Annotated in this window: 25 protein-coding genes and 1 other RNA gene; 14 read left to right on the forward strand and 12 right to left on the reverse strand. The window is 48.1% G+C overall.

What is annotated here, in order from left to right; all coding sequences use genetic code 11:
• Positions 1–107 precede the first annotated feature (107 nt).
• Positions 108–465, reverse strand: a transfer-messenger RNA (tmRNA) gene (ssrA, locus tag Q337_RS18640).
• Positions 466–602: 137 nt separating this feature from the next.
• On the opposite strand from ssrA, the gene glpK reads away from it, so the two are divergent.
• Positions 603–2090 carry a glycerol kinase GlpK gene (gene glpK / locus Q337_RS0109470; protein ID WP_026471391.1) on the forward strand — a complete coding sequence of 496 codons (1488 nt, stop codon included), beginning with the start codon at positions 603–605 and terminating at the stop codon, positions 2088–2090.
• A gap of 153 nt (positions 2091–2243) precedes the next feature.
• Here glpK and Q337_RS0109475 read toward each other — a convergent pair whose 3' ends face one another.
• Complete coding sequence (locus tag Q337_RS0109475; RefSeq protein WP_026471392.1) at positions 2244–2705, reverse strand: hypothetical protein; 462 nt, start codon at positions 2703–2705, stop codon at positions 2244–2246.
• A 249-nt stretch (positions 2706–2954) separates the two neighbouring features.
• Entirely contained in the window at positions 2955–3560 is a 606-nt protein-coding gene (locus Q337_RS17355; RefSeq protein ID WP_034279855.1) for a hypothetical protein, read from the reverse strand.
• Between the two features lie 407 nt (positions 3561–3967).
• Here Q337_RS17355 and carA point away from each other — a divergent pair, with 407 nt between their 5' ends.
• The 8 genes from carA (at position 3968) to dapA (ending at position 12465) form a co-directional block, all read left to right on the forward strand.
• Entirely contained in the window at positions 3968–5107 is a 1140-nt protein-coding gene (carA, locus tag Q337_RS0109485) for a glutamine-hydrolyzing carbamoyl-phosphate synthase small subunit (RefSeq protein ID WP_026471393.1), read from the forward strand.
• On the forward strand, positions 5107–5733 hold the full coding sequence (locus tag Q337_RS0109490) for a hypothetical protein (protein ID WP_026471394.1): 627 nt from the start codon (positions 5107–5109) through the stop codon (positions 5731–5733). Before carA ends, Q337_RS0109490 begins: the two co-directional genes overlap by 1 nt.
• Before the next feature lie 47 nt (positions 5734–5780).
• Positions 5781–9011 (forward strand): carbamoyl-phosphate synthase large subunit, encoded by a 3231-nt coding sequence (gene carB, locus Q337_RS0109495; protein ID WP_026471395.1) that lies wholly within the window; start codon positions 5781–5783, stop codon positions 9009–9011.
• 108 nt (positions 9012–9119) lie between these two features.
• Positions 9120–9599, forward strand: a complete 480-nt coding sequence (greA, locus tag Q337_RS0109500) for a transcription elongation factor GreA (protein WP_026471396.1) — start codon at positions 9120–9122, stop codon at positions 9597–9599.
• Between the two features lie 271 nt (positions 9600–9870).
• Positions 9871–10407, forward strand: a complete 537-nt coding sequence (locus tag Q337_RS0109510) for a YbhB/YbcL family Raf kinase inhibitor-like protein (RefSeq protein WP_026471398.1) — start codon at positions 9871–9873, stop codon at positions 10405–10407.
• Positions 10408–10410: 3 nt separating this feature from the next.
• Positions 10411–11244, forward strand: a complete 834-nt coding sequence (locus Q337_RS0109515; RefSeq protein WP_026471399.1) for a helix-turn-helix transcriptional regulator — start codon at positions 10411–10413, stop codon at positions 11242–11244.
• 24 nt (positions 11245–11268) lie between these two features.
• Positions 11269–11463 carry a hypothetical protein gene (locus Q337_RS0109520; RefSeq protein ID WP_026471400.1) on the forward strand — a complete coding sequence of 65 codons (195 nt, stop codon included), beginning with the start codon at positions 11269–11271 and terminating at the stop codon, positions 11461–11463.
• 114 nt (positions 11464–11577) lie between these two features.
• Positions 11578–12465, forward strand: a complete 888-nt coding sequence (dapA, locus tag Q337_RS0109525; RefSeq protein WP_026471401.1) for a 4-hydroxy-tetrahydrodipicolinate synthase — start codon at positions 11578–11580, stop codon at positions 12463–12465.
• Positions 12466–12555: 90 nt separating this feature from the next.
• Here the strand turns inward: dapA and Q337_RS0109530 are convergent, their stop codons facing one another.
• From Q337_RS0109530 to Q337_RS0109560, 7 genes are all read right to left on the reverse strand, one after another.
• On the reverse strand, positions 12556–13140 hold the full coding sequence (locus Q337_RS0109530; RefSeq protein ID WP_026471402.1) for a TMEM175 family protein: 585 nt from the start codon (positions 13138–13140) through the stop codon (positions 12556–12558).
• An 89-nt stretch (positions 13141–13229) separates the two neighbouring features.
• On the reverse strand, positions 13230–14003 hold the full coding sequence (locus Q337_RS0109535; protein ID WP_156935765.1) for a hypothetical protein: 774 nt from the start codon (positions 14001–14003) through the stop codon (positions 13230–13232).
• Positions 14004–14126: 123 nt separating this feature from the next.
• Positions 14127–15335, reverse strand: a complete 1209-nt coding sequence (locus Q337_RS0109540; RefSeq protein ID WP_051526762.1) for an MFS transporter — start codon at positions 15333–15335, stop codon at positions 14127–14129.
• 281 nt (positions 15336–15616) lie between these two features.
• Entirely contained in the window at positions 15617–15937 is a 321-nt protein-coding gene (locus Q337_RS0109545) for a hypothetical protein (protein ID WP_156935766.1), read from the reverse strand.
• 111 nt (positions 15938–16048) lie between these two features.
• Complete coding sequence (gene ypfJ / locus Q337_RS0109550; protein WP_026471406.1) at positions 16049–16990, reverse strand: KPN_02809 family neutral zinc metallopeptidase; 942 nt, start codon at positions 16988–16990, stop codon at positions 16049–16051.
• Between the two features lie 63 nt (positions 16991–17053).
• Positions 17054–17989 carry a DUF808 domain-containing protein gene (locus Q337_RS0109555; protein ID WP_026471407.1) on the reverse strand — a complete coding sequence of 312 codons (936 nt, stop codon included), beginning with the start codon at positions 17987–17989 and terminating at the stop codon, positions 17054–17056.
• A gap of 289 nt (positions 17990–18278) precedes the next feature.
• Positions 18279–18839, reverse strand: coding sequence for a hypothetical protein (locus Q337_RS0109560; RefSeq protein ID WP_026471408.1), 561 nt, complete (start codon positions 18837–18839; stop codon positions 18279–18281).
• A gap of 293 nt (positions 18840–19132) precedes the next feature.
• Here Q337_RS0109560 and trpS point away from each other — a divergent pair, with 293 nt between their 5' ends.
• Positions 19133–20149 carry a tryptophan--tRNA ligase gene (gene trpS / locus Q337_RS0109565; RefSeq protein ID WP_026471409.1) on the forward strand — a complete coding sequence of 339 codons (1017 nt, stop codon included), beginning with the start codon at positions 19133–19135 and terminating at the stop codon, positions 20147–20149.
• Between the two features lie 169 nt (positions 20150–20318).
• Positions 20319–20444 (forward strand): type B 50S ribosomal protein L36, encoded by a 126-nt coding sequence (gene ykgO, locus Q337_RS0109570; protein ID WP_026471410.1) that lies wholly within the window; start codon positions 20319–20321, stop codon positions 20442–20444.
• 89 nt (positions 20445–20533) lie between these two features.
• On the opposite strand, the gene Q337_RS0109575 is transcribed toward ykgO, so the two are convergent.
• Positions 20534–21775, reverse strand: coding sequence for an MFS transporter (locus Q337_RS0109575; RefSeq protein WP_407636766.1), 1242 nt, complete (start codon positions 21773–21775; stop codon positions 20534–20536).
• A gap of 378 nt (positions 21776–22153) precedes the next feature.
• Between Q337_RS0109575 and pgaB the strand changes: the two genes are divergently transcribed.
• From pgaB to pgaD (Q337_RS0109595), 3 genes are read left to right on the forward strand one after another with little or no spacing between them, the layout of a single operon-like run.
• A complete protein-coding gene (gene pgaB / locus Q337_RS0109585) occupies positions 22154–24163 on the forward strand; it encodes a poly-beta-1,6-N-acetyl-D-glucosamine N-deacetylase PgaB (RefSeq protein ID WP_084494790.1) in 2010 nt (669 codons plus the stop codon).
• Between the two features lie 13 nt (positions 24164–24176).
• The gene (pgaC, locus tag Q337_RS0109590; RefSeq protein ID WP_026471413.1) at positions 24177–25445 is read left to right on the forward strand and encodes a poly-beta-1,6-N-acetyl-D-glucosamine synthase; all 1269 of its coding nucleotides are present in this window, start codon (positions 24177–24179) and stop codon (positions 25443–25445) included.
• Positions 25446–25460: 15 nt separating this feature from the next.
• Complete coding sequence (gene pgaD / locus Q337_RS0109595) at positions 25461–25868, forward strand: poly-beta-1,6-N-acetyl-D-glucosamine biosynthesis protein PgaD (protein ID WP_026471414.1); 408 nt, start codon at positions 25461–25463, stop codon at positions 25866–25868.
• A 72-nt stretch (positions 25869–25940) separates the two neighbouring features.
• Here the strand turns inward: pgaD (Q337_RS0109595) and pgaD (Q337_RS0109600) are convergent, their stop codons facing one another.
• Entirely contained in the window at positions 25941–26480 is a 540-nt protein-coding gene (gene pgaD, locus Q337_RS0109600) for a poly-beta-1,6-N-acetyl-D-glucosamine biosynthesis protein PgaD (protein WP_026471415.1), read from the reverse strand.
• Positions 26481–26506 lie beyond the last annotated feature (26 nt).

A 26506-nucleotide genomic window follows, 5' to 3' on the forward strand; every position in this document is an offset into this window, starting at 1 on the left:
CAGCCTCAAAGCTCCCCATAAACAGGCATAAAAAAACCCTTAACCATTGCTAGTTAAGGGTTTTAGTCTGATACATCATCATGTTGCAGTGTATCAATTTAGGTATATGGTGGAGATGGCGGGATTTGAACCCGCGTCCGCCAGCACTACGCCCACGAATCTACATGCTTAGTTATCGTCTATTGCTTTAACCGCTAACAGCCCAACGAACAGGACGTTAGAAGCGATTCCCTAAGTTTGACACCATGTCACGGGACATTACACGGTGCGGATCTGTGTGCGTGCGCTTCGGTCGGCCTCACCAACCACAGATATTTGGTTCGGCGGACAAGCAGCCCTTAGGCTGCTAGAGCGTAAGTTTCGTCGTTTGCGACTATAAAAATGCAAGATTGATTTACGAGAGATAATGCGCTCTCGGCATGCATCATTGAGTTTCATCACCAGCGTCGAAGCCAGAACATCCCCAATGCGAACACTTACTATAACAGGTTATACAACTGGACGCTATGTGCTTCACCAATTCATAACATTCCTGTTTAAAGCAAGGTTATGTATATAATGGTATCAATCACAAAAATTTCAAGCAGGAAGTGAACAACAAAATGGATTATTTACTGGCTCTAGATCAGGGCACCACCTCCAGCCGTGCCATTATTTTTGACAGCAAAGGCCAGGTCAAGGCCAGTGCCCAGCGTGAAATTACGATTCGCACGCCCCATCCCGGCTGGGTTGAACAGGATGCACAGGAGCTGTGGAATACCCAAATTGGTGTTGCCCAACAAGCCATGGCCGCAGCGGGTTTGCTGGCACAGGACATTGCCGCTATCGGCCTAACTAACCAGCGTGAAACCACAGTAGTATGGCATAAAAAAACCGGCAAGCCTGTAGCACCAGCTATTGTCTGGCAGGATCGCCGTACTGCCGAATGGTGCGAACAGCAACGCAAGCAAATGGATGAACAGCAATTATGCAAAAAAACTGGCCTGCGGCTTGATCCGTATTTCAGTGCAGGCAAGCTGGTGTGGATACTGGAAAACCTGCCAGAGGCACGGGCGCTTGCTGATGCAGGTAATCTTGCATTTGGTACTGTGGACAGCTGGTTAATCTGGAATCTAACCCGTGGCGAGCAGCATGTGATTGACATGAGCAATGCCTCACGTACCTTGCTCATGAACATTCAAACCCAGACATGGGATGAGGAACTGCTCGATTATTTTAATATTCCAGCCAGTGTATTGCCCAGCATTGTGCCATCTGGCGGCTTGATTGGTTATACCGCAGATGGCTTATTAGGCCGTAAAGTACCCATCTGTGCGGCCATTGGTGACCAGCAGGCTGCCCTGTTTGGACAAGGCTGTTTTAATGCCGGATTGGCCAAGAATACGTATGGCACTGGCTGCTTTATGCTAATGAATACCGGCAGTGAACTGAAATACAGCCAGCACCAATTACTGTCTACCCTGGCCTGGCAAACCCCGCAGCAATCACCACAATATGCGTTGGAAGGCAGTGTTTTTATGGCAGGTGCTATTGTGCAGTGGCTACGCGATGGACTGGGCATTATCCGGCAAAGTAATGAAGTGGAAGCATTGGCCCGGCAGGTCAAGGATACTGATGGCGTGGTGCTGGTTCCTGCATTCACTGGCTTGGGTGCGCCTTATTGGGACAGTGAAGCCCGCGCTATGCTCACTGGCATGACCCGTGGCACCAACCGCTGCCATATTGCCCGTGCTGCACTGGAATCCATTGCATTTCAGGTCGCCGATGTCCTAGTGGCCATGCAGCAGGATGCCCCAACCCCACTGACAGAATTGCGTGTGGATGGCGGCGCCTGTTGCAATGACATGCTCATGCAGTTTCAGGCTGATTTACTGGGTGTGCCTGTCCTACGGCCAAAACTTCAGGAAACCACTGCATTAGGCGCGGCTTTAATGGCGGGCCTTGGTGTTGGCTTATTTGGTTGTACTCGTGATATTGAGCATTTATGGCAGCTTGACCGTAGTTTTGAGCCCAGTATGAATGATGATGAACGCCAGCAACATCTATATCAGTGGCATCAGGCCGTGAGTAAGGCACGTACCACTATGTAAAGCGCCTAATTTATTACTTAAAAAGTCTTAATCTGGCTTTTGACCTAAGCGTTTTTAGCTTGGCACTAAAATACAAAAGCAGGCGATCATTTTTGATAGCCTGCTTTGCTATAACGTGTCTTTAAGTAGTCCAAACCTGTTATAGTTTTTTGGTTAGCCCTTAAATTTCTGCCATGCATCCAGTGTGGTTTTTTTGCTGTCATCCAGCTTAACCAGCGCGTCATCCTTGGCTTTGGTCAGGACTTCTTTTACCTCACCAATCGTGCCTTGTGCATCGTTCAGCAGTTCATTAAAGGTATCAGTAATTTCAGCTTTTAGCGTATTAAACAGATCAGTAATGTTCTGGCGAGTGGTGTTTAAATGTTCCTTGGCATAGCTCACGCGTGCATTCACCTCTTCCTGTAAGCCGGCAACATTTTTCTGGATGGTTTCAGAGGCAGCCTCGGCTTGTCCTTCAAAACGATCCCGTGCACTGCTGGTTAATTGCTTGACTTCATTTAAAGTGGCACTGGTATTTTCTTTGAGCTGGTCAATATGCTGGCTCACCTGTTCAACAGGAGTCTGGGCAGTGGCTTTTTTAGCAGTTGTTTTAGCGTTAGTGGTTTTACTGGTCATCGTCGTGCTCCATTAAAATTGAATAATGTTGCCTCAATATGACATAAATTATAATTCTATCCAGCCAAACTGTCTGACAATTATTTGTTTTAGATTAACGGTTTGTTAACCTAATCTTAAATAGATTTAGCTTTTAAACATCTTGTCTTAAAATCCGAACAGCCATTAAAAAAGTACTACCAGCCTTAGGCCAATAGTACTTTTTCCTAGCAATTTAGAATTTACTAGTAATGCAGAAGTTAAAAGCAATTAGCTTTTAATTTTTTCCAGTGCTTCTTTTGCTTTGGTTTTGATTTCTTCCAGCTTATCTAGAGCCTGCGCTTTAAGATCATCAACATTAATGTTATTTTCCTCAAGTTTTTCAAGCGCTTTGGTTTTCAGCTCTTCATATTTTTCCAGAGCCTGCGTTTTTAACTCTTCGACATTAATATTGTTGTCTTCAAGCTTTTCAACCGCCATGGCCTTAAGCTCATCCAGTTTTTCCAGCGCCTGTGCTTTAAGGTCAGCCAGTTTATCGGCATTGTTTTCCAGTGTTTCGCTAGCTTGATCTTTCAGGTTAGTAGCCTGATCTTTTAGGGTACTGGCCTGCTCAGTTACTGTGTCAGTCACCTGGTCTTTTAACTCAGTGGCTTTATCCTTTAAGGCATTGACCTGATCGGTTGCGTTGGTTTTCAGGCTATCCAGCTTCTCAGTGGCCTGCTCATTGAGGTCACTGGCTTTGCTTTTAACCTGATCCACAATACCCTGATCGGCTGCGTCCTGCTGTGCTTCCTCACGCTTCTTGGCATTTTCCAGCGCAGCTTCTACCAGATTGTTGGTGTGTTGCTTAAACTCGTTCAGATTGTTATTTGGCATAATGTTCTCCACAAGATCAAATGTTGAAAATAAAAAAATCCACAATTTCAATTTAATATATAAAGCGGCTTGGCAGATGACTAAGTGTTTCTTGTGATATTTTTATACATCGATTATCTAATGTGACACTTGTGTAATTGTTGCTTCGACGTAGCTGGCAATATGTAGAAACGGGTCAGGTATTGCACTTTAATCACTTAAAATAGCGATCTGTTGTTTCATCTACGGTCATCACAGGAAAACTTGCAGCATCCATAGACTTTCAACCGACAAATCCGTACAATATGCGGTTAATTCAAGCGAGAAGACTCAAGGAGACCGTGTTACCTCAACACTGTCTATCATTTGGCACGTCTACTCGCTTTTTTACAGCCCCAATTTTCTGGTTCAAGCTCAGGAGCTCAGTTTTGCGCACCCCTGCCATTTTAGCCCTCGCCGACGGAACGATCTTTCATGGTACTTCTATCGGAGCCACGGGTAGTACGACTGGTGAAGTCGTTTTCAATACTGCTATGACAGGTTATCAGGAAATTCTAACTGACCCCAGTTATGCCAAACAAATCGTTACCCTGACCTATCCGCATATTGGTAATACCGGCACCAATGACGAGGATCATGAGTCTGGTCGTGCCAGTCGCGTGTGGGCCAGTGGTCTGGTCATTCGCGACCTGCCCCTGCTTGCCAGTAATTTCCGCTCTTCCAAGCCGCTAGATCAGTATTTAAAAGAACAAAATATTGTGGCGATTGCCGATATTGATACCCGCAAGCTCACCCGTATCCTGCGTGATAAAGGGTCGCAAAACGGCTGTATTCTGGCAGGTGAAGATATTACCGAACAACAGGCGCTGGAAGCCGCACGTGCGTTTGGTGGCCTGAACGGACTGGATCTGGCTAAGGAATGCTGTGATCCTGAAGGCTATGAATGGTCTGCCGGTTCTTGGGAGCTGGGCAAAGGCTTTAGTCAGCCAGAAGAAAAATTCCATGTCGTGGCTTATGACTATGGCTTTAAAACCAACATCCTGCGCATGCTGGCAGATCGTGGTTGCCGCCTGACGGTAGTGCCTGCGCAAACGCCTGCTGAACAGGTACTGGCCATGAACCCGGATGGTATTTTCCTGTCTAATGGCCCGGGCGATCCGGCTGCCTGTGACTATGCCATTGAGGCGGTAAAAAACATTGTCGACAACACGGAAATTCCAGTGTTTGGTATTTGTCTGGGACACCAGATTCTGGCGCTGGCCTCTGGTGCCAAAACCGTAAAAATGCCGCATGGCCATCATGGCGCCAACCATCCGGTTAAAAATCTCGATGACGGCACGGTGATGATCACCAGCCAAAACCATGGCTTTGCAGTGGATGAAAGCACACTGCCTGCGTTCCTGCGTGTGACCCATCGCTCGCTGTTTGATGGCACCAATCAGGGCATCCACCGTACCGACAAGCCAGCGTTCAGCTTTCAGGGCCATCCTGAGGCCAGCCCCGGCCCGCATGACTGTGCGCCGCTGTTTGACCATTTTGTCGAATTGATGCAGCAGGCTAAAAAATAATGTCTTTAATAAAGACTTCTTTTTTTTTATCCCTACTGATACTAAAAAGTATCAGTAGCTATGCTGCATCCCTTGAAAATACAGAAAATTCAAGGGCCAGATCTGAATTACTAACTACAATTACAGATAGTTTTGCAATTCATGATTTTTTAAATGCCGTTAGAAATGCAAGTCAATCTTCTGATGAATGGAAAAACTGCGTTACTAGTAATGATACCGTTCAGAAAGTAGCTGCAGCTCTATCTAAAGAGGTAAATAAGACAATCCAACCTCTTAACGATCAAGAGGTAATTGTATATGCAAATTTCTTTAAAGACGGCGGTACAACTGCTTTATCTAAATATTATCAATCCAACTATCGCAATGCAGTACTTTCGCAAAATGGTAAAAAAGTTTCGGCACATAAAGTCATACATAACCTTTTAAGTTCTTTTAGTGAACAAGAAAGGCAAGCGTGGAATAGTTCTAACTCTTTACCAAACGTAGAAGTACGAAATCTGCTTATGCCTCTAGCTGATAAGGATAAAGAAATGTTTAGAACAATGTATTTTGGTCTAACAATGCGTTGGGCTGCTGAGGATAGTTGTCAAAAATTTTCAAGTCAAAAGGTTCCAAATGGTAAGTAAATATACTTTCTTATCAAGGCACTGGAATACCTTTGGAGTAAATCGTAATGCCTAAACGTACAGACATAAAAAGCATCCTGATTATTGGTGCTGGCCCGATTGTGATTGGTCAGGCCTGTGAGTTTGACTATTCCGGTGCACAGGCCTGTAAAGCGCTGCGTGAAGAAGGTTACCGCGTCATTCTGGTGAACTCAAATCCGGCCACCATCATGACCGACCCCAGCATGGCTGACTCAACCTATATTGAGCCAATCACCTGGCAGACGGTTGCACAAATCATTGAAAAAGAACGTCCTGATGCCGTGTTGCCAACCATGGGTGGCCAGACTGCGCTGAACTGCGCGCTGGCACTGGATGCCAATGGCGTGCTGGAAAAATATAACGTTGAGCTGATTGGTGCGACCAAAGAAGCCATTGAAATGGCCGAAGACCGCAAGCTGTTCGATCAGGCCATGCGTCGTATTGGACTGGAATGCCCACGTGCTGCCGTGGCCAGCAACATGGAAGAAGCCTTTGAAATTCAGGCCAAACTGGGCTTTCCAGCGATTATCCGTCCTTCTTTCACCATGGGTGGTTCAGGTGGCGGGATTGCCTACAACCGTGAAGAGTTCATTGAAATCTGTGAACGTGGCTTCGATCTTTCCCCAACCAAGCAATTACTGATTGATGAATCATTGATTGGCTGGAAAGAATACGAAATGGAAGTGGTACGTGATAAAAACGACAACTGCATTATCGTCTGTTCCATTGAAAATTTTGACCCGATGGGCGTGCATACCGGTGATTCGATTACCGTTGCTCCGGCGCAAACCCTGACAGACAAAGAATACCAGTTGATGCGTAATGCATCGGTTGCGGTATTGCGTGAAATTGGTGTGGAAACCGGTGGTTCCAACGTTCAGTTTGGGATTAACCCCAAAGATGGCCGCATGGTGGTCATTGAAATGAACCCGCGTGTGTCACGTTCATCTGCACTGGCGTCCAAGGCAACTGGCTTCCCGATTGCCAAGATTGCCGCCAAGCTGGCCGTGGGTTATACGCTGGATGAACTAAAAAATGACATTACCGGCGGTGCAACCCCGGCGTCATTTGAGCCGTCCATTGACTATGTCGTGACCAAGATTCCACGCTTTAACTTTGAAAAATTCCCGCAGGCCGAGCCAATCCTGACGACCCAGATGAAGTCTGTGGGTGAAGTGATGGCGATTGGCCGCAGCTTCCAGGAATCGGTGCACAAAGCCTTGCGTGGCCTTGAAGTGGGTGCATCCGGTTTTGATGAAAAAATTCCATTGGGTGCAGAAGGCGCAGAAGATAAACTACGCCTTGAACTCAAAGTGCCCGGCCCAGACCGGATCTGGTACGTGGCTGATGCCTTCCGTCATGGCATGAGTCTGGAACAGGTGTTTGAATATACTGCGATTGATCCATGGTTTCTGGTACAGATTGAAGACATTGTTAAAACCGAAGAACAGGTTAAACAACTGGGCTTTGCTGGCTTAACCTACGATGTAATGCGCAGCTTAAAGCGTAAGGGCCTGTCTGACTTGCGTATTGCCAATCTGCTGGGTATTCGCCAGAAACAGTTGCGTAAGCGCCGCTGGGATCTGGGCATTCATCCGGTGTACAAGCGTGTGGATACCTGTGCCGCCGAGTTTGCCACCAGCACTGCTTATATGTATTCCACCTATGAAGATGAGTGCGAAGCCAACCCCAGCAACCGTGACAAAATCATGGTACTGGGCGGCGGGCCAAACCGGATTGGTCAGGGCATTGAGTTTGACTATTGCTGCGTGCATGCTGCTCTCGCCATGCGTGAAGATAGTTATGAAACCATCATGGTCAACTGTAACCCGGAAACCGTTTCCACTGACTATGACACTTCAGACCGCCTGTACTTTGAACCGGTCACTCTGGAAGATGTGCTGGAAATTATCCGCCTTGAAAAACCCAAGGGCGTGATTGTGCAGTACGGTGGCCAAACCCCACTGAAACTGGCCCGTGCGCTAGAAGAAGCAGGCGCGCCCATCATTGGCACCTCGCCGGATGCGATTGACCGTGCAGAAGACCGTGAACGCTTCCAGCAAATGATTGAGCGCCTGAATTTGCGCCAGCCACCAAACCGCATTATCCGCAGTGCTGAAGAAGGCATTGTGGAAGCTGAAAAAGTGGGTTATCCGCTGGTGGTGCGTCCTTCCTATGTACTGGGTGGCCGCGCCATGGAAATCGTGTATAACGTGGATGAACTCAAACGTTATTTGCGTGAAGCGGTACAAGCCTCCAATGAAGCCCCGGTATTGCTTGATCGCTTCCTGGATGACGCCATTGAAGTGGACGTGGACTGTGTGTCTGACGGCACCACGGTGGTAATTGGCGGCATTATGCAGCACATTGAACAGGCTGGCGTTCACTCCGGTGACTCGGCCTGTTCACTACCACCATATTCATTGTCTGATGACATCCAGAATGTGATGCGCGAGCAAACCATTGCCATGGCCAAGGAATTGGGCGTGGTTGGTCTAATGAACGTGCAGTTTGCAGTCAAAGGCAATGATGTTTATATTCTGGAAGTGAACCCACGTGCCTCACGAACTGTGCCGTTTGTGTCCAAGTGCATTGGGGTGAGTCTGGCCAAGATTGCAGCACGCTGCATGGCGGGCAAAACGCTGGCCGAGCAGAACTTTACCACTGAAATTGTGCCCAAGTTCTTTGCGGTGAAAGAAGCGGTATTCCCGTTTGCCAAATTCCCGGGTGTTGATCCAATCCTTGGGCCAGAGATGAAGTCCACTGGTGAAGTGATGGGCGTGGGCAAAACCTTTGGTGAAGCGTTCTACAAGGCAGTTCTGGGCAGTAATGACCGTCTGCCGGGCAAGCCAGTTGAGGGTGAAATCAAGCGCGCGTTCCTGTCGGTGCGTGATAGCGACAAGCCACATATTGCTGCCGTTGCTACAAAGCTCAGTGAGTTGGGTTTTAAACTGGTTGCTACCGGTGGTACTTACCGCATGCTGCAAGAACAGGGCATTGAATGCGAGCGTGTGAATAAAGTCACTGAAGGCCGTCCGCACATTGTAGACCGCTTGAAAAATGAAGAGATTCACCTCATTATCAATACCACTGAAGGCAAACAGGCACAGCAGGATTCATTTTCGATCCGTCGTAGTGCCCTGCAAGGTAAAGTGTATTACACCACGACCTTAAGTGGTGCGGATGCAGTGTGCCAGGCTGTGAATATCCAACTGCCAATGGACGTTTATCGTTTGCAAGATTTGCAAAACATCTAATAGCGTCTAAAGGGTTCCGCTACTGTTTAGTGGCGGGGCTTTTTTTTTAGCGCTGGATTTATTTTTTGTGATGAACACAGGTGCTTTACCATTTAAAAGGACATGATTATGCAACGCTATCCCATGACCCCCCAGGGTGAACAAGCCCTGAAAGAAGAACTGCAACAATTAAAATCAGTGGAACGTCCACGGATTATTGCGGCAATTGCTGAAGCACGGGCGCATGGCGACCTGAAGGAAAATGCGGAATACCATGCCGCCAAGGAACAGCAAGGCTTTTGCGAAGGCCGGATTCAGGAAATTGAAGCCAAGCTGGGTGCAGCTGATGTGATTGACGTAGCTAAGCTGCAACAGGATGGCCGTGTGGTGTTTGGCGTGACGGTTGAAATTGAAAATCTGGATACTGAAGAACGTCGCAGCTATCAGCTGGTAGGCGACGATGAAGCTGACTATAAGGTCAATAAAATTTCCATTAACTCACCAATTGCCCGTGGCCTGATTGGCAAGCGCGAAGGCGATGAAGTCAAGATTCAAACGCCCAAAGGTGAAGTTGAATATGAAATCATGAGTGTGAAATATATTGGTTAATAGCCAATAGATCTTCAGGCTAGTAATAAAGGCTGCATGATGAACGGTGCCCCAAAAGCTGGGCAATGAATTAAGCGACTCGTCAGATCTGTTTTCTATAATGAATAGGAAGCAGGCCTTTTTTATTGTGCAGTGTCTGTTTGTTTTAAGCGGATCATTCAAGCGGCAGAATGAGCGTTTCTGCACAGTCAGCAAGCTACTCTGGTATGGCAGCAATTTGCCCTGTCATTATACTGGTTTGCATCATCCACATGATCCAGAGCGCTGATCCATGAAAAAAATATCTGCCTTATTAGCCCTGCTCCTGAGTACCACTCCTGCCTTTGCCGATGATTTTACTGTCAGCAGCCATGACATGAATGCACAGCAACCCTTAGCCATGAATCAGGTGTTTAATGGTTTTGGCTGTACTGGTAAAAATCTGTCACCACAACTTTCATGGCAACATGCACCAGCCAACAGTAAAAGTTTTGCCATTACGCTGTATGATCCTGATGCGCCCACTGGCAGCGGTTGGTGGCACTGGACAGTGGTCAACATTCCCGCCACTATTCTTCAATTGCCTACGGGTGCAGGTAGTAAACACAGCAACTTGCCAGTCGGCAGCATGCAGGGTCGCAATGATTTTGGCTTTGGCGGTGCCTGTCCTCCGGCTGGCGATAAGCCGCATCGCTATATTCTAACCGTCTGGGCACTGGATACTGATAAACTACATGTAACCCGGAATATGAGTGCTGCCATGATTGGTTTTATGTTGAACGCGCACAAACTGGCCACAGCCAGCCTGACTGCAACTTATGGTCGCTAAGTGATGGTTGCTCAGTTACTGCCTGCCTCTGAGCAAATGCTGCTGCAAAATAGCCAGATGGACTTTGCCACCATCCGGGCCAGACAGCAGCAGCATATCCGGCGAGTGCATATCTTGGCACCTGCCCTGTGCCGTATTATTCAGGGACATAAAATTTTGCACTGGCAACAACAGGCATTAAAAGTCACTTCCAGCGACCTGCTGCTATTTCCGGCAGGTGCTGTGGTTGATATTGAAAACCATCCTGAACAGCAGCTTTATAAAGCTGAAATCGTTAGCTTTCCCCTACCACTGATTCACCAGTATCAATTAATGCGGCAGGCGCATGCAGGTACGCTTCAACCTTCGGCGCCTGTCATTACATCCCTATCCATGCCAATTACCTCAGAACTGGATTTTTGCTGGCAAACCCTGACCCACAGTATTCAGCAGCCGCTTTCCTGGCCGGTGCAACAGCATTTTGCCCAGGGTCTGTTACTGGCGCTGGAAGGGAGTGTGCTGCTGGAAAACCTGCTGGTGATTGAACAGCATCAATTGCGGCATAAATTACAGCAATTGTTTTTAAGAGAGTGCGGGCTGGACTGGAAACTGGCAGATGCTGCCCACTGGCTGCACTTGGGCGAATCCACCATTCGGCGCAAACTGGCCGAGGAAGGCAGCAGTTTTCGGCAAGTGCTGGATGAAGTGCGTTTTACCGTGGCGCTGGGCATGGTGCAAACCACTGATTTACCCATTAGCAGGGTGGCAGAACATTGCGGCTATGAATCAGCCTCACGCTTTGCAGTGAAATTTAAAAGCATGTATGGCATTTCGCCCAGTGAGCTGCGGATCAACTAATTTTAAATAGCTGGCTTGTTTTAAATGCTTAAAAAGCTGCATTTGAAAAACCAGATTGCCTTTGAGCAGTCAACTGCCTATATTCAACCGATGGCCCATTTAACGCTGCATTCCTCAAGCTGTGTATTCCATGCATTATTTCAATCAGAACAATGCCGTGGCAAACAGGCTTGCCTGCACATTAACCAGCCTAAACACAAGAAACAGTTGCTGATCTGATCGGGGCAACTGTTCCGTCAGATGAGTGACGGAACAGTGCAAAGCCCTACGCTACAAACAACTTCCCACCATCTGATGTCCCCTAAGCCGGTCAGTATTGCTTAGAGAACGCTCATGTCTTTTGATTTTTCCGGAATCTGGATTCCCCTCATTACCCCACTGCATTCTGACGATGAGGGGGTGGATCATACCGCCCTGTCCCAACTGGTTGCACAGTACCGAAGCAGCGGCATTCGTGGTTTTGCCAGCTTAAGTACCACGGGTGAAGCCTCGTTACTGAACGCTGAAGAACAGGATGCCGTACTTGATACAACCTTAACCGCAGCGCAAGGTTTACCCGTCATTGCCGGGCTAATTGCCAGTACTTTTAAAGCAGCCTGTGAACGCATACGCCAGCTCAACCAGTATGACATTGCAGGGATTATGCTTAGCTCGCCCAGCTATATCCGGCCTTCGCAACAGGGGCTGGTTGATTACTTTAGCCGGCTAGCGGATATCAGTGAAAAACCATTGGTAATTTATGAAATTCCCTATCGCACAGGCATTCGCATGGAACTGTCATCGCTATTAACGCTGGCGCGTCATCCGAATATTCAGGCCATCAAGGATTGTGCGGGATCACCGACAATCACTCAGGCCTTAATCGACGCTGGCAATCTGCAAGTGCTGACGGGTGAAGATTTCAATATTTTTAATACTCTGTGCATGGGTGGACACGGAGCCATTGCAGCAGCAACGCATATCCGGCCAGATTTATATGTCAGCATGATGCAGGCGATTCAAGCGGGTCAATTGGCTAAAGCACGGCAGATTTTTGCCAGTGTCACTCCATTAATCCAGCAGTTATTTGCTGAACCTAACCCTGCGCCACTCAAAGGCTTGCTGGCACAACAGGGCCATATCGCCAATCAACTCCATTTTCCTCTGCTACCCGCGTCTACAGGACTGGTGGAACAGCTTGGCCGTCTGGCACAGCAACTGGATACATCATATCCTGCCTAACTGCTATTGAATGACATATGCTGAACTGGCTGCAATAGACCAGTTCAGCAATCATTTACTGTAAAACCAATCTCTTTTTGAGCGCAATTTTTAAACGGGATTTTTGGCCATATTTTTTTCAATCCGGCTGTCTGGAATTACCCAAAGCAATGCAATCGCCAGATAAATCAGTTGGGCCAGCCATTCATAATAAAATGCCAGCGGTACCGCCAGACAATAACCAATCACTGAAAAAATGCCCTTATAATCGCGGCCAATGGCAAAGCGCAAGGTGTTATTTTCTTCCGCAGCACAGGTAATACTATGAACCAGCATCCAGTAAGCCACGGCACAAGCCGCCAGATTCACCCCATAAACCGCGGTGGGCAGCGCATTAAAATGATTTTCCCCCATCCAGCCAGTGCTAAACGGCAATAGTGACAGCCAGAATAGCAAATGCAGGTTGGCCCATAACACCCGGCCATTGATATGGTGAGTGGCATGCAGCAGGTGATGGTGATTATTCCAGTAAATGCCAATGTATAAAAAGCTCAGGATATAGCTTAAAAACACAGGAATTAATGGCGTAAGCGCATGCAGGTCTGAACCATGCGGCACTTTAAGCTCCAGCACCATAATGGTAATGACAATGGCCAGCACGCCATCACTAAAGGCTTCAAGCCGGTTCTTTTGCACAATGGATTCCTTATGTGTTGCTAACAGATGGTTCTGTTTAATAAAAATTTAAAGCCCTAAACGTGTTTCAAGCGCTGCAATCTGCTGACTTAACCCGGTTGGGCCAAATTCGCTTGGGTCATTGTGGCTGGTGGAAATGTCATTTTAAAATGAGTCATTTTAAAAGCGGCCAGCACCTTGCCCTGGCTTAAATCCGGGAAGTAAAACGGATCAAACCACCAGTTTTTTATAGTGGCCAAACAGGCCTGACCGCTGGCTTCCGGCGCTGTATAAAAGCGTTTGCCACCCCAGTCCTGCACTAGCGTCCTTAAGCGTGCTGGAATTAGCGCAGTGCTCACCGGAAATGTAAAGCGGTTGGCTTGTAGTTCAATTTGGGCAATGGCTTGCTGGTCTAGTGTTTTCAGCTGTATGGATTCAGCCTGCAATTGGGTTGCCGCGCTGTCCTGTTGATAATCAAACTCAGCCAGTTGCTTGGAAATGCCCCAGTTTTGCTGACCATTAATGACTGATGCCATAGTTGATACATAAATTTTATCAATGGATGGATAACCCGCCACTATCCCGTGGCTCAGGTGCGGAATATGCAATAGTTCATCATAAGGCCCGACATCACTTTGGCGATAGTGGGCAAAAATCAGCAGTTGCACACGACCATGTGGCCTCAGGCGGCCTGCTTTTTTAGCCAGCGTTACGAACAGATTTCTTGCTGGTTTTGCTTTTGATTTATCTACTTCGGGTTTATCTGCTGTATTGTTTGGATAAGGCATCCAGACAGCCACCACGTAGCCTTTGCCGTTAAGCTGCCAGGGCGCTGGGGCAATAATACCGCTATTTTCTGGTGGCAACGGGCTTGTTACTGGCATGCGATGCTCCATTGGACTAAATGGCCTATTAATACCTGATTCACTAAAAAAAGGCGATATCCTGATGATTAAGCTAGGAAACTTTTATCTATAGAAATGCAGGCTTAAGGCTATACTGTGTTGTCAGGCAGCTTTTTCATAATGCCGCGTAGCCAGCCAGACCAATAGCGCCATGCTGCTTAGCAGTAAGCCAAGCGCGGAAACCCCAGCCCAGGCATAATGCTGGTACATCCATGCTGAAGCTAGCGATCCCAAAGCCCCGCCAATAAAATAACTGAGCATATAACCTGCATTCAGGCGATTCCGGGCTTCCGGCTTGATCTGGTAAATAATATTCTGGTTAACCACGTGTACCAGTTGCACACATAAATCCAGCACAATAATGCCAATAATCAGCGCAATCACCGAATATCCGCCAAAGTATAGCGGAATCCACGACAACATCAGCAAAATACAGCCCAGCGTGGTGGTTTGCGTTGATTTACCCTGATCCACCATCTTGCCTGCTTTGGTGGCCGCCAGCGCACCAGCCACTCCGGCCAGACCAAACAGGCCAATCATAAAATCCGAAAAGCCAAACGGGGCTTCCGACAGTAAAAAAGCCAGCGGTGTCCATAAAATACTGAAACAGGCAAAAATCAGCCCACCAATGATTGAGCGCCACAGAAACACTTTTTCAGTTTTAAAGAAGATGAAGATGGACGCCAACAGCTGTGGATAGGTCAGCCCGGCATTTTGACGCCGCACCGGCAAATGACGGTACAGCACCATCGTAGTCAATAACAACACGGCAGCTGCGCACCAGTAAATGGTACGCCAGTTGCCAAGATCCGATAAAAAGCCTGCCACCGTGCGCGCCAGCAATATACCCAGCAGCAGGCCACTCATGATAATGCCCACTACCTGCCCACGCTGATGCGGACTGGCCAATGCAGAGCCTAACGGTACAATCACCTGCGCCACCACCGAGAAAAAACTGGTAATACTGGTGCCAATAAACAGCATCCAGATATTTTGCGACAAGGCGCTCAGCAGCAACCCACTGGTTGATAACAGCAACATGCTAATAATCAGGCGGCGCTGCTCAAACAAATCGCCCAGCGGAACCAATAGCACCAGCCCCAAGGCATAAGATAGCTGAGCCACCGTGACAATAATCCCGGCACTGGCATACGAGAGCTGAAAATAATCAGCAATGCTGTGTAGTAACGGCTGTGCATAATAATTGCTGGCCACTGCAATACCAGTGGTGAACGCCATGAGCATGACCATGCTCCGGCTCAGCGCTGCTTGTGGGTGCAAATTGTCAGGAGTAGTTCTGGATGTAGACATCGGATTCTTACAATAATAGCGCGAAATGATTGCAGTAAATTATGCCCGAAACTTTTGACAGAACTGTAATTAAAGGTGGTAAATCAACTGACTGGCTTAAAAATTTAGTCTGTTGGGCAAGTAGTTAGCATCTAATAGCAACTGTAGTTACCTTAAATTCTGTATACCCTACCAAACATAGGGCACAAAAAAAGCACTAATAAAAAGTGCTTTTTTGATCTACTGTTCATAAAGCAGGTATTGATTAAAAGCTTGATAAAACCTTTAATCCCTTGCCTGCCTTACTTAAAGGCTACTGCAGAATTACACAGCGCCATGCGGTTGGAGTTTTTGGAAGGCGACCAGTCTGTGCCAGCATTGGATTTAAAATAACCCAGTGGCCCAACCTGTTTGGCCAGTGCCTGACAGGCTTTCATGTCTGCCTCGCTACCTGAAGCACCACCACTGGCCTTGCAACTGCCACCATTGCAACGCCAATCCATGTCATTGCCCTGAACATTGCCCTGATGTGCGCTGCCCGCTGTGTATTCAACTGGCGCAGCCCAGGCCTGAGCCATGCCCAGCATCAAAAGCCCTATACCTAACAGATGTTTGATTCTCATCAAACCACTCCTTTATAAAGGATCGGCATCACACACGATCCATTGTTTATCTTATACGCTGTTTTTGATTTTATTTCAGTAGCAAATCATTATCCCATTATACATATTTTGTTACAACTGCGGGATATTGAATGTATCACATTGATTTAAATCACCTGTGTTTAAACCGGTATTAAACCAGCGTGCCCGTTGCTGGCTAGTCCCATGGGTAAAGCTATCCGGCACCACGTAACCCCGTGCCTGTTTTTGCAGATAGTCATCACCAATTTTATGCGCAGCATCCATGGCTTCTTCTACATCGCCAGCCTGTAAGAACTGGGTGCGCTGCTGATTATGATGGGCCCACACGCCGGCATAACAGTCAGCCTGCAATTCCTGCCGGACGGACAAGGCATTGCCCTGTGTTTCGCTAGCTTGCTGGCGTGCCTGTTGCACCTGGCTGGAAATGCCCAGCAGGTTTTGGACATGATGGCCCACCTCATGGGCAATCACATAGGCTTCGGCAAAGTCACCAGCCTGATTGCTATTGGGGTTTTCTGCACTGTTTTGCTGATCACCGCTAATGCCCATTTGCTGGCGCATTTGCTGAAAAAACGACAAATCAATATACACTTTCTGGTCGGCCGGGCAATAAAACGGCCCCATGGCAGATTGTGCTGCGCCACAACCGGATTGCACCCCATTACGGAACAACACCAGCATGGGTTTTTGATACTGCTTGCCAGCGCTGGCAAAAATTTGCTGCCAAGTGTCTTCAGTATCCGCCAGAACCACACTCACCATTTGCCGGGTTTGTGCATCTTCCGCGCTTTCCTGATACGGCTGTGAAACCTGCTGGGTTGCTGATTGTCCACCCAGCATGGCCAGCGGATTAATACCAAATACTTTCCAGACAATCAGGCCCAGAATCACCACCACAATGGTGCCTTTTACCCCAAGCCGGGAAAAAATTGCCATCAGGGCAAGCGGAGCTACACCACCGCCCAGGCCTGTGCCGGAGTTGCCACGCAGGTCTTCAACCTGATTACTTTCACGACGTCCTTTCCAGCGCATGAGGCACCCCTTGTCTATCGATGATGTTGAAACTGATTTTACCCACTACGGTAAATAACTGGCTTAAGACCGCGCCGATGTCCAGATTTTCTGGCCCAGACTCACAATAACCAAAACAATAATACCGGCCACAATTCCCAACAGGCCATTTAACACGGTAGGCAACAAGGCTTCAAACAACTGGCCAAAACCCGGAATGCCACCCGCTGCCTCAGCACGGTTGTCAATCCAGTGATGAAACAACGGTACGCCATGCGCAATAATACCGCCACCCACCAGAAACATTGCCGCCGTGCCAACAACCGACAGGGTTTTCATCAGGTAAGGGGCAAAGCTGATCAAGCCCTGACCAATGCGTTTGGCCAATGAACCGGGTTTTTTCATCAAGTAAAAGCCTGCATCATCCAGCCTGACGATGCCTGCCACCAGCCCATAGACGCCGGCAGTCATGACCACTGCAATAATACTCAACACAATAAGCTGATCAAGTAGCGGTGCATCGGCCACTGTACCCAGACTAATCACAATAATTTCAGCAGATAAAATGAAATCGGTGCGGATGGCTCCCTTGGTTTTTTCTTTTTCAAACTGGGCCAGATTGTTAATGTTCAGCTCTGCTTTTTTTTCAACCGTGCCGTCTTCGCTTGTGGTTTTATCCTTGCGATGGAAAAAACTGTGCGCCAGTTTTTCTACTCCTTCATAACACAGGTATAGGCCGCCCAGCATCAGTAGCAACAGAACACCCTGCTCCCAGAATGCGCTAATCAATAACGCCAGTGGCACCAGGATGACCTTGTTAATAAAGGAACCCTTGGCCACAGCCCAGACAATGGGAATTTCACGCTCAGCCCGTACCCCGCTCACTTGCTGGGCATTGAGTGCCAGATCATCACCCAGTACCCCGGCAGTTTTTTTGGCCGCCATTTTGCTCATGAGTGCCACATCATCCAGAATTGTGGAGATGTCATCCAGTAAAGTCAGTAAACTGGCTCCAGCCATCTTGTTCTACTCAATGATTTAATTAGCGCTAACATACGGAATTTTAAATTTTAGTTCTATCCATAAATTGCTGTAAAAAGATTATTTTTTGCAAAGCATGACTAAAATCTGGACAAAAAGCTTCTTCACAATTTAAAACCGGAACGTTGAAAAGCTTAAAGGTTATATGCAGTTTTAATTAGCTTTTTCACATCACTAGGAATTTTTGCCGTGCTCTGATGAATAAGCTGATTCCTGCCACAATCCTCATCAGCTTTTCTGCTGGATCAATCTTTAAATATGGCTTTTATCATGGATTGAAATCTGCCTTATCTGTCCATTGCTTGGCCCGGTTCTCAGTAGCTTGCGGATCACGACTGACTGGAATAACGGGTGGAATATAACGCTGGGCCGGATGATAACTGCCCGAACCCGACGGATATAGATAATAGGTATCCTGATTAAAATACACGTCGCTAGTGGCATTTTGCGGGGCAATGACTTCAACCTGCCGATTGATAATGGTCGTGCTGGGCGCCTGATAATACAGTTTTGCAGCTATCTGTGGACGCTGCCCGCCTGTCCGTCGTTCATTGCGCGGGTGTGTACTATAGCGATGATAACCCGGTGACTCGCTAATGACCTGACGATAGAACGGTAATTGCGGTGGTTCTGGTTTCACCCGTCCCCGGTAAATGGCACGCGGGGATTGTACTGGTTGCGGTTTTTCTACTGAAGCATGATCAGACATCGCCAGCAGTTGAGTGGCTGCCATGGCTGGCTGGCGAACTCCCAACGCTAAGCCCACGCTTATAGCCAGCATAAAAAAGGCTGTTTTTGTAGTGAGTTTATCTGGATAATTTGTTTTCATTGCTATCATCGGTTTATGGTTGTCATGGGATATCTTGAATCTAAAGGCTTGAATACCAGTTTTGGCCAGACTCGTATTTAAGGTTGATACAGCTTTGTCACGTAGCAGCGTTTCAGGTAGCCATGTGCGCGGTAATCTAGGTAATAGGGTTTCTAATTTAAATTAATTTGGTAAAAGGCACAATTCGCTCAAATTATATACAACAAAAATGGTATGAAGCCTCTACAATACCCGCATATTTGCAGCCTTGGCCTGCCACAATCACTCATTATTATGAAAGCGGAACTGGATTTATGAGCAGTACTACTGACAATCGTCCTATTGTATTAACCGGTGACCGAACCACGGGACAACTTCATCTTGGACATTATGCTGGCTCATTAAAAACCCGTACCACGTTGCAGGATACGCATCATCAGTTTTTGCTGCTGGCTGATGCACAGGCCCTGACTGATAACTTTGATAACCCGGAAAAAGTGCAGCGTAATGTGCTGGAAGTGGCACTGGATTATCTGGCAGTGGGCATCGACCCAACCAAAACCACTATTTTTGTGCAATCCTGCGTGCCTGCGCTGTCTGAGCTAACCATGCTGTACCTGAACTTTGTGACGGTAGCACGGCTGGAGCGCAACCCCACCATCAAGCAGGAAATTGTGCTGCGTGGTTTTGAGCGCGACATTCCGGCAGGCTTTTTGTGCTACCCGGTGGCACAGGCGGCGGATATTACCGCGTTTAAGGCCACGCTGGTGCCAGTGGGTGAAGACCAGATTCCCATGATTGAACAAACCAATGAAATTGCACGCCGTATTAACCGTCAGGTGGGACGGGACATTTTGCCGGAATGCAAGGCCATGCTGTCCAACGTGGCGCGTCTGCCCGGTTTTGATGGCAAGGCCAAAATGAGCAAATCACTGGGCAATACCATAGTGTTGAATGCCAGTGATGATGACATCAAAAAAGCCGTCAATAAAATGTATACCGACCCGAACCATTTAAAAGTGAGTGATCCGGGACAGGTTGAAGGCAACGTGGTATTTACCTATCTGGATGCCTTTGATGAATTCCCTGAAGAAATTGCCGAGCTAAAAGCGCATTACCAGCGTGGTGGTTTGGGCGATTCAGTATTGAAAAAACGCCTGTATGAGCGACTGGTCGCCATGATTGCACCGATTCGCGAGCGCCGTAACCAGTTTGCCCAAGACCCGGCCTATGTGATGGATGTGCTGCGCGAAGGCACGCAAAAGGCACAGGTGGTCACCCAGCAAACGCTGGATGAAGTAAAAAATGCATTGGGCCTATTCCGGTTTTAATTAACGCTGGATTGACCGCTATCATTTAGCCTTAAGTCATTGGCTTAAGGCTTTTTTATGGGTTTTTGTCGGTGGACTTAATATCTTGAGCCGCCTCTAATACTTCCAGCTATACAAATCATTATTGTTATGTTATAACATAATTAATGAATAAATTTGAGTATGCATCATGCAGGTTTTATCTTCCTTAAAAAGTGCCAAAAAACGCCATGCAGATTGTCAGGTGGTTCGTCGCCGTGGCAAGCTTTATGTGATTTGCAAAAGTAACCCGCGTTTTAAGGCACGGCAGGGTTAAAGCGTCAGTTGAAATGAGTAGCCCGCTTTTGAATACGGGCTGTTTGAATTATTGGTAATATAAAAACTAATCATTGCCAGATTTTGGATTTAATGCCTAGGTTGCTTATCCAGTAGCTGCTTGTCCAGCGGCTGTTTATCGAGCTTTAGGGAAATCATCAGCATCACCAGCCCACCAATACTTAAGCCAACTCCTACCCATATTGGCGCAAGCCAGCCATAGCCAGCACTAATCACCATACTGCCCAGCCAGGCGCCCTGTGCATTGGCAATGTTAAAGGCTGAATGATTTAATGAAGCTGCCAGTGTTTGCGCCTGACCCGCCACATCCATCAGCCGGGTTTGCAAAGCTGGCCCCAGTGCCATGCCGGTTGCACCCATTAAAAATAGCGCTATTAATGCACTGTAAAAATTTTGCATCATAAAAGGAGCAATGGCAAAAGCTGCAATCATGCTAAACACAATGCTGTATAGCGCTTTTTTCATGCCGCGATCAGCCAGCCAGCCGCCAACCAGACCGCCACTGACCATGCCTAGGCCCCACACGGCCAAGGCCACAGGCACATAGCGAATGCTGACCTGGGTATAATGGGTTAGCAAGGGTGACACAAAGGTATACACTGAAAATAATCCGCCAAAACCAATCGCGGCAATGCCCAGTGTTAGCCACATCTGGCGATTTTTTAAGCCTGCCAGTTCGGTTTGTATGCTGGCATCGGTAGCTATGGCTATTTTGGGTAAGGTCACGGTAATGGCCAAAATGGTGAGTGCGCCAATTGCTGCGGCAAACACAAAGCCACTACGCCAGCCCAGATGCTGCCCCAGCCATGTGGCAAAGGGTACGCCAATCACGGTAGCAATGGTCAGGCCCAGCATCACATGCGCCACAGCCTGTGCGCGTCTGGCAGGCCCGGCCAGCGTAGCAGCCACCAGCGCCGCCACACCAAAATAAGCACCATGCGGCAAACCAGCAATAAAGCGCGAAATCACCAGACTATTAAAATCCGGTGCAAAGGCGGTGGCCGCATTGCCCACGGTAAAGAACAGCATCAGTGCCAGCAGCAAACCCTTGCGTGGCACGCGAGCACACATAATGGCAATGACTGGCGCGCCAACTACAACCCCGAGCGCATAGGCGCTAATCATGTGGCCTGCTACCGGCACCGTAACGCCAACACCTTGTGCAATTTCCTGAATCAGCCCCATTGCCACAAATTCAGTAGTACCAATACCAAAACCACCCAGCGCCAGTGCGACAATCACCCACAGCAATGAATAACCAGAACGGTTGGAAGCAGAATTCATCAGTTGGGACGAATTTAAACTCGACATAAAAGACTCAACATCAGACAAGTGATTGCAGGACTAACAGGTTTGTATTAAGGGCTTAATTATAAGGCAACTGCTGGTTTAGAATCCCTGCATTGTTTAACCAAACTACATTTTTTAGCCTAGAAATTAAAAATAGTTAACATTAGAACTTTAATGGGCTTTAGCAGCCTTAAACCCTTGGCTGGAAAAATTACGATAAAGTAGCGATTTCTTCAAAAATTCATCATTATTTTTCAGCGCTTGGGTATATGATGCGCGCATTCATTGCATGGTTTTACTGGCTAACTGATTTGCAGTATTTTCAATCCTGATGCTCCTGGTTTTTCATTCACCTGCGCTATTGCAGCCTGGTGATTTTTGTCTTTTTGAGTGTGTCTTATGACGCGGCTTTTATCTTTTTTGTCGGTGGTGCTGTGTATTGCTTTTATTGTGCCCGGCTATGCCAAACCCATCGCTTCAAACCAGACTTCCAATAAATCATCTGTTGCCATGCCTGCCGAACTGACCATTATCGGCTACCATGAAATTGCAGCCCCGCAGCAAGCCCTGATTCCCGATTATGCTGTTACTCCGCAACAGTTTGAACAACAGGTGATCTGGCTAAAAAACCATGGTTTCCAGTTTGTTAGCATGGATGATGTGCTGGCAGCGCGTGCGGGTAAAAAGCCACTTCCGGCCAAGGCTGTGCTGCTGAGCTTTGATGACGGCTATGCGTCGTTTTATCAGCATGCCTATCCCCTGATCAAACACTACAAAATTCCGGTTGTCCTGGCACTAGTTGGCAACTGGCTATTGCCACCAGAAAATCAACCGGTGGATTTTGATGGAAAGACCATTAGCCGCAACAGCATGTTTAGCTGGGCCCAATTGCGCGAAATGAGTGATAGCGGTCTGGTGGAAATTGCCAGCCACACTTATGACCTGCACGATGGGATTCTGGCCAATCCACAGGGCAATATGCAGCCTGCCGTTACTGCGCGCCTGTATGACCCGGCTACCAGAACCTATGAACCGGATCAGGCTTACCGGATGCGCCTGTACAATGATTTTAAGACCAACAATGATTTATTCATTAAACATGGCTTGAAAAAACCACGGATTATGGTCTGGCCATATGGTCGCTATAATAATGATGCGCTGGACTTAGCCAGCCAGTTGGGTATGCCTATTACCTTTACACTGGATGACGGGCCAAATCTGCCGTCCACCCCGCTCTCGGTGTTGCGCCGCATTCTGGTAGACAGCAGCATGACGCCTGCTGATCTGGGCCATGAAATCAGCATTCGCGAGCAGCAGCTCACGGACAACAACCGTGCCCAGAAAATCATGCATGTGGATCTGGACTATATTTATGATCCAGGCCCGGAGCAACAGGAACGCAATCTGGGCCATTTGCTGGACCGGATTGCCGCCATGCATGTCAATACGGTTTACCTGCAAGCGTTTTCTGACCCAGATGCCAATGGCTCAGCCGATATGGTGTATTTTCCCAACCGGCATTTGCCTATGCGGGCAGACCTGTTTAACCGGGTAGCGTGGCAAATCCGTACCCGCACACAAGTAAAACGCGTGTATGCGTGGATGCCTTTGCTGGCATGGGAACTGCCGGACAGTGACCCAGCCTCAAAAGATATTGTGGTCACGGAACAAGGCAAAAACAGCCAGCATTTGAATATGGGCTATCATCGCCTGTCGCCCTTTTCGGCACTGGCCCGGCAAACCATTAGCGAGATTTATCAGGATCTGGCCAAGTCTGTCCCGTTTGATGGCATCCTGTTTCATGATGATGTCACCATGTCGGACTATGAAGATGCCAGTCCCAAGGCCAAAGCACAGTACCAAGCCTGGGGCCTGCCTGATGACTTGAGTGCCATTCGGGGTAATGATGCCCTGCTGCAAAAATGGACCGCGCTCAAAACCCAGACACTGGATGAATTTGCCCTGTCACTGGCGGCAGAGGTGCGCAAGCAGCAACCCTGCCTGCTGACGGCACGCAACCTGTATGCACAGGTGGCCTTAAAAGCCTATGCAGAAAACTGGTATGCACAATCACTGGAAAACTCCCTGCGCGATTATGACTTTACTGCCATTATGGCCATGCCTTATATGGAACAGGTCAAAGACCCTGATGCGTTTTATAGCAGTATCGTCAAGCGGGTCAAAAGCTATCCGCAAGGCCTGAAAAAAACTGTATTTGAACTTCAGGCTACTGACTGGCGTAGCAATACACCTGTGTCCACGGACGAAATCGCCAACACCATTAGCAAGCTGTATTTACAAGGGGTACGCCACGTTGGCTATTATCCGGATGACCCGATCAAGGATCACCCGGACCCAGCCATTCTGCGCCGGGTATTTGACAGTAAAACCAGTGCAGCCCTGCCCTAAAAGGTAATGTCTAATGCTTAGTCACCCTGAACACGTATGGCAGTTGCTGCTGGGTTTTGTATTTTTTTACCCTTTGTTCATGTCTTATTTATGGATGATGGGCGCGCTGTTGTTTTATCGACGCGAACGCAAGGAACCGCCATACCAGACGCCACCTGTACTGGAACAGCCCCCTGCGGTTAGTGTGCTGATTCCCTGCTTTAACGAAGGTGATAATGCCGAAGAAACCATCCGGCATGCAATGGCGCTGCAATATCCGGATTTTGAAGTGATTGCCATTAATGATGGCAGCACCGACAATACCGCCGACGTGCTCAACCGGCTGGCAGGCCAATATGATAGGCTCAAGGTGGTGCATCTGGCGCGTAATCAGGGTAAAGCGATGGCACTCCAGGCTGGCAGTTTGCTGGCCAGAGCCGAGTACCTGATTGGTATTGATGGTGATGCCCTGCTTGACCCGCATGCAGTGCACTGGATGGTGCGCCATTTTGTCAAAGATCCAACCGTTGCGGCGGTAACTGGCAATCCGCGTATCCGCACCCGCACCACCCTGCTGGGCAAGATTCAGGTCGGTGAATTTTCGTCCATTGTGGGCATGATCAAGCGGGCGCAGCGCAGTTTTGGTCGCCTGTTTACCGTGTCAGGAGTGATTACTGCCTTTCGCAAAAGTGCCGTGCATGACGTGGGCTACTGGTCGGCTGATATGCTGACCGAAGATATTGATATCACCTGGAAACTGCAACGCGCAGGCTGGGATATCCAGTTTGAACCCAATGCACTGGTTTGGATTCTCATGCCGGAAACCCTGAACGGCCTGTGGAAACAGCGCCTGCGCTGGGCTATGGGTGGTGCGCAGGTACTGCTGAAAAATCTGGATGTCTTTTTCAAGCCACAACAGAACTTCCTGTGGCCACTGATGCTGGAATTGTGCCTGTCGCTGGTGTGGTCATACCTGATGCTGCTGGTGGCTGTGCTGTGGTTACTGAGCTTTATCCTGCCGGTACACACCTTGCCGATAGTAGGCTCGCCATTTGTGCCGCATGGTACGGGTGTATTTTTAGGGGCAACCTGCCTATTGCAATTTGCCTTAAGCAAATGGATGGACAGCCGTTATGAGTCCCGCCTTGGTCGCAACTATTACTGGATGATCTGGTATCCACTGGTATTCTGGATGATTAATATTTGCTCTACCATTGTGGCCTTTCCTAAAGTATTATTACGCCGCGAAGGTAAACGGGCACGCTGGGTTAGCCCAGACCGTGGTGTTAGACCCCCTCAATAAATCATAGTGAATAGCATGAATCACGCATTAATTATCGATGCCCGCCAGCAACTCCGCTGGCATCAGCGTTTATTTTCCGATACTTCAACCGCCATGATGTGGGGCATCTGGTTGCTGCTCTGGCGTCCTGTGCTGATTTTTACCTGGGTGATGAGTGTCAAGCATCCGGCGGCATTGTTGCATTTCCTCAACATGGCCAGTTTTGAGGATTATATGACCGCGCTGTTTTCCGCAGTGGCTGCCTTACTGTTGTGGAGTACGCTTCCCTCCCACAAGGTTAAAAATCCGGTAGCACGCACGCTTGACGACTATGCCAGTCACTTTGGTATCCAGCCTGAACAGATTGAAACAGGCCGCGCGCAAACCATTTGTGTGGTACACCATGATGATCAGGGCAGAATTATCCGCATTGAATCGACCTGATGCTTAAATAAACGTGTCCTGCTCTGCATGGGCAAGGCAGGATTTTAGTAAAGCTGCCTTATAGTTGCGCATTCAGCTTTTCTTATCCGGTTGGGCTGCCTGCTCTAGCACAGGGAAAGCCATATTGACAATCTTGCCCTGTCGGTCATAAAAAAATAAATTGATCTGTGCGCCCTGTGCCTGCTCAACCATATGGGTTTCAAGCTCATAAAAGTGTGCCATGTCACTGGGCTGGACGTCCGGCATGGCATGGCGGCGCTCTTTATTATAAAAGCGCAGAATATTATACGACGCCCATGCCAGCAGCAGCAGTCCCAGAATCATGATCACCGCCACCAGACTGGTTAAATGCTGGGTAAAACCATGTTCATAATCATGAATAATGTACTGGTCAAACCGATGCCAGCCAAACCACCATGCCAGCAGGCTCAGCAAGGGAATAAAGAGATACAGCCATACCATCGATCCTGCGGCTGCAAGCATGCCAAAAACGCCGCGTTGCGACCAGCTTTGCAAATCCGGACGGTCAATAAATGCTGGCAACACCACGTTTTCATGTTTAAAGTTTTTATCCAGAATCGTTTCAATGCCCATCTTGTTCTCACTGCCCATTTTTCTCTCACCTAAGCCAATTAAAC

It is taken from the genome of Alkanindiges illinoisensis DSM 15370 (assembly GCF_000619845.1).
In the GTDB taxonomy this organism is placed as follows: Bacteria; Pseudomonadota; Gammaproteobacteria; order Pseudomonadales; family Moraxellaceae; genus Alkanindiges; species Alkanindiges illinoisensis.

Excerpts from the sequence above, each read along its gene's own strand:
- glpK (WP_026471391.1), top strand. The coding sequence starts at position 603 with ATGGATTATTTACTGGCTCTAGATCAGGGCACCACCTCCAGCCGTGCC.
- Q337_RS0109475 (WP_026471392.1), bottom strand. The coding sequence starts at position 2,705 with ATGACCAGTAAAACCACTAACGCTAAAACAACTGCTAAAAAAGCCACT.
- Q337_RS17355 (WP_034279855.1), bottom strand. The coding sequence starts at position 3,560 with ATGCCAAATAACAATCTGAACGAGTTTAAGCAACACACCAACAATCTG.
- Q337_RS0109490 (WP_026471394.1), top strand. The coding sequence starts at position 5,107 with ATGTCTTTAATAAAGACTTCTTTTTTTTTATCCCTACTGATACTAAAA.
- carB (WP_026471395.1), top strand. The coding sequence starts at position 5,781 with ATGCCTAAACGTACAGACATAAAAAGCATCCTGATTATTGGTGCTGGC.
- greA (WP_026471396.1), top strand. The coding sequence starts at position 9,120 with ATGCAACGCTATCCCATGACCCCCCAGGGTGAACAAGCCCTGAAAGAA.
- Q337_RS0109510 (WP_026471398.1), top strand. The coding sequence starts at position 9,871 with ATGAAAAAAATATCTGCCTTATTAGCCCTGCTCCTGAGTACCACTCCT.
- Q337_RS0109515 (WP_026471399.1), top strand. The coding sequence starts at position 10,411 with ATGGTTGCTCAGTTACTGCCTGCCTCTGAGCAAATGCTGCTGCAAAAT.
- Q337_RS0109520 (WP_026471400.1), top strand. The coding sequence starts at position 11,269 with ATGCTTAAAAAGCTGCATTTGAAAAACCAGATTGCCTTTGAGCAGTCA.
- dapA (WP_026471401.1), top strand. The coding sequence starts at position 11,578 with ATGTCTTTTGATTTTTCCGGAATCTGGATTCCCCTCATTACCCCACTG.
- Q337_RS0109535 (WP_156935765.1), bottom strand. The coding sequence starts at position 14,003 with ATGCCAGTAACAAGCCCGTTGCCACCAGAAAATAGCGGTATTATTGCC.
- Q337_RS0109540 (WP_051526762.1), bottom strand. The coding sequence starts at position 15,335 with ATGTCTACATCCAGAACTACTCCTGACAATTTGCACCCACAAGCAGCG.
- Q337_RS0109545 (WP_156935766.1), bottom strand. The coding sequence starts at position 15,937 with ATGAGAATCAAACATCTGTTAGGTATAGGGCTTTTGATGCTGGGCATG.
- ypfJ (WP_026471406.1), bottom strand. The coding sequence starts at position 16,990 with ATGCGCTGGAAAGGACGTCGTGAAAGTAATCAGGTTGAAGACCTGCGT.
- Q337_RS0109555 (WP_026471407.1), bottom strand. The coding sequence starts at position 17,989 with ATGGCTGGAGCCAGTTTACTGACTTTACTGGATGACATCTCCACAATT.
- Q337_RS0109560 (WP_026471408.1), bottom strand. The coding sequence starts at position 18,839 with ATGAAAACAAATTATCCAGATAAACTCACTACAAAAACAGCCTTTTTT.
- trpS (WP_026471409.1), top strand. The coding sequence starts at position 19,133 with ATGAGCAGTACTACTGACAATCGTCCTATTGTATTAACCGGTGACCGA.
- ykgO (WP_026471410.1), top strand. The coding sequence starts at position 20,319 with ATGCAGGTTTTATCTTCCTTAAAAAGTGCCAAAAAACGCCATGCAGAT.
- Q337_RS0109575 (WP_407636766.1), bottom strand. The coding sequence starts at position 21,775 with ATGTCGAGTTTAAATTCGTCCCAACTGATGAATTCTGCTTCCAACCGT.
- pgaB (WP_084494790.1), top strand. The coding sequence starts at position 22,154 with ATGACGCGGCTTTTATCTTTTTTGTCGGTGGTGCTGTGTATTGCTTTT.
- pgaC (WP_026471413.1), top strand. The coding sequence starts at position 24,177 with ATGCTTAGTCACCCTGAACACGTATGGCAGTTGCTGCTGGGTTTTGTA.
- pgaD (WP_026471414.1), top strand. The coding sequence starts at position 25,461 with ATGAATCACGCATTAATTATCGATGCCCGCCAGCAACTCCGCTGGCAT.
- pgaD (WP_026471415.1), bottom strand. The coding sequence starts at position 26,480 with ATGGGCAGTGAGAACAAGATGGGCATTGAAACGATTCTGGATAAAAAC.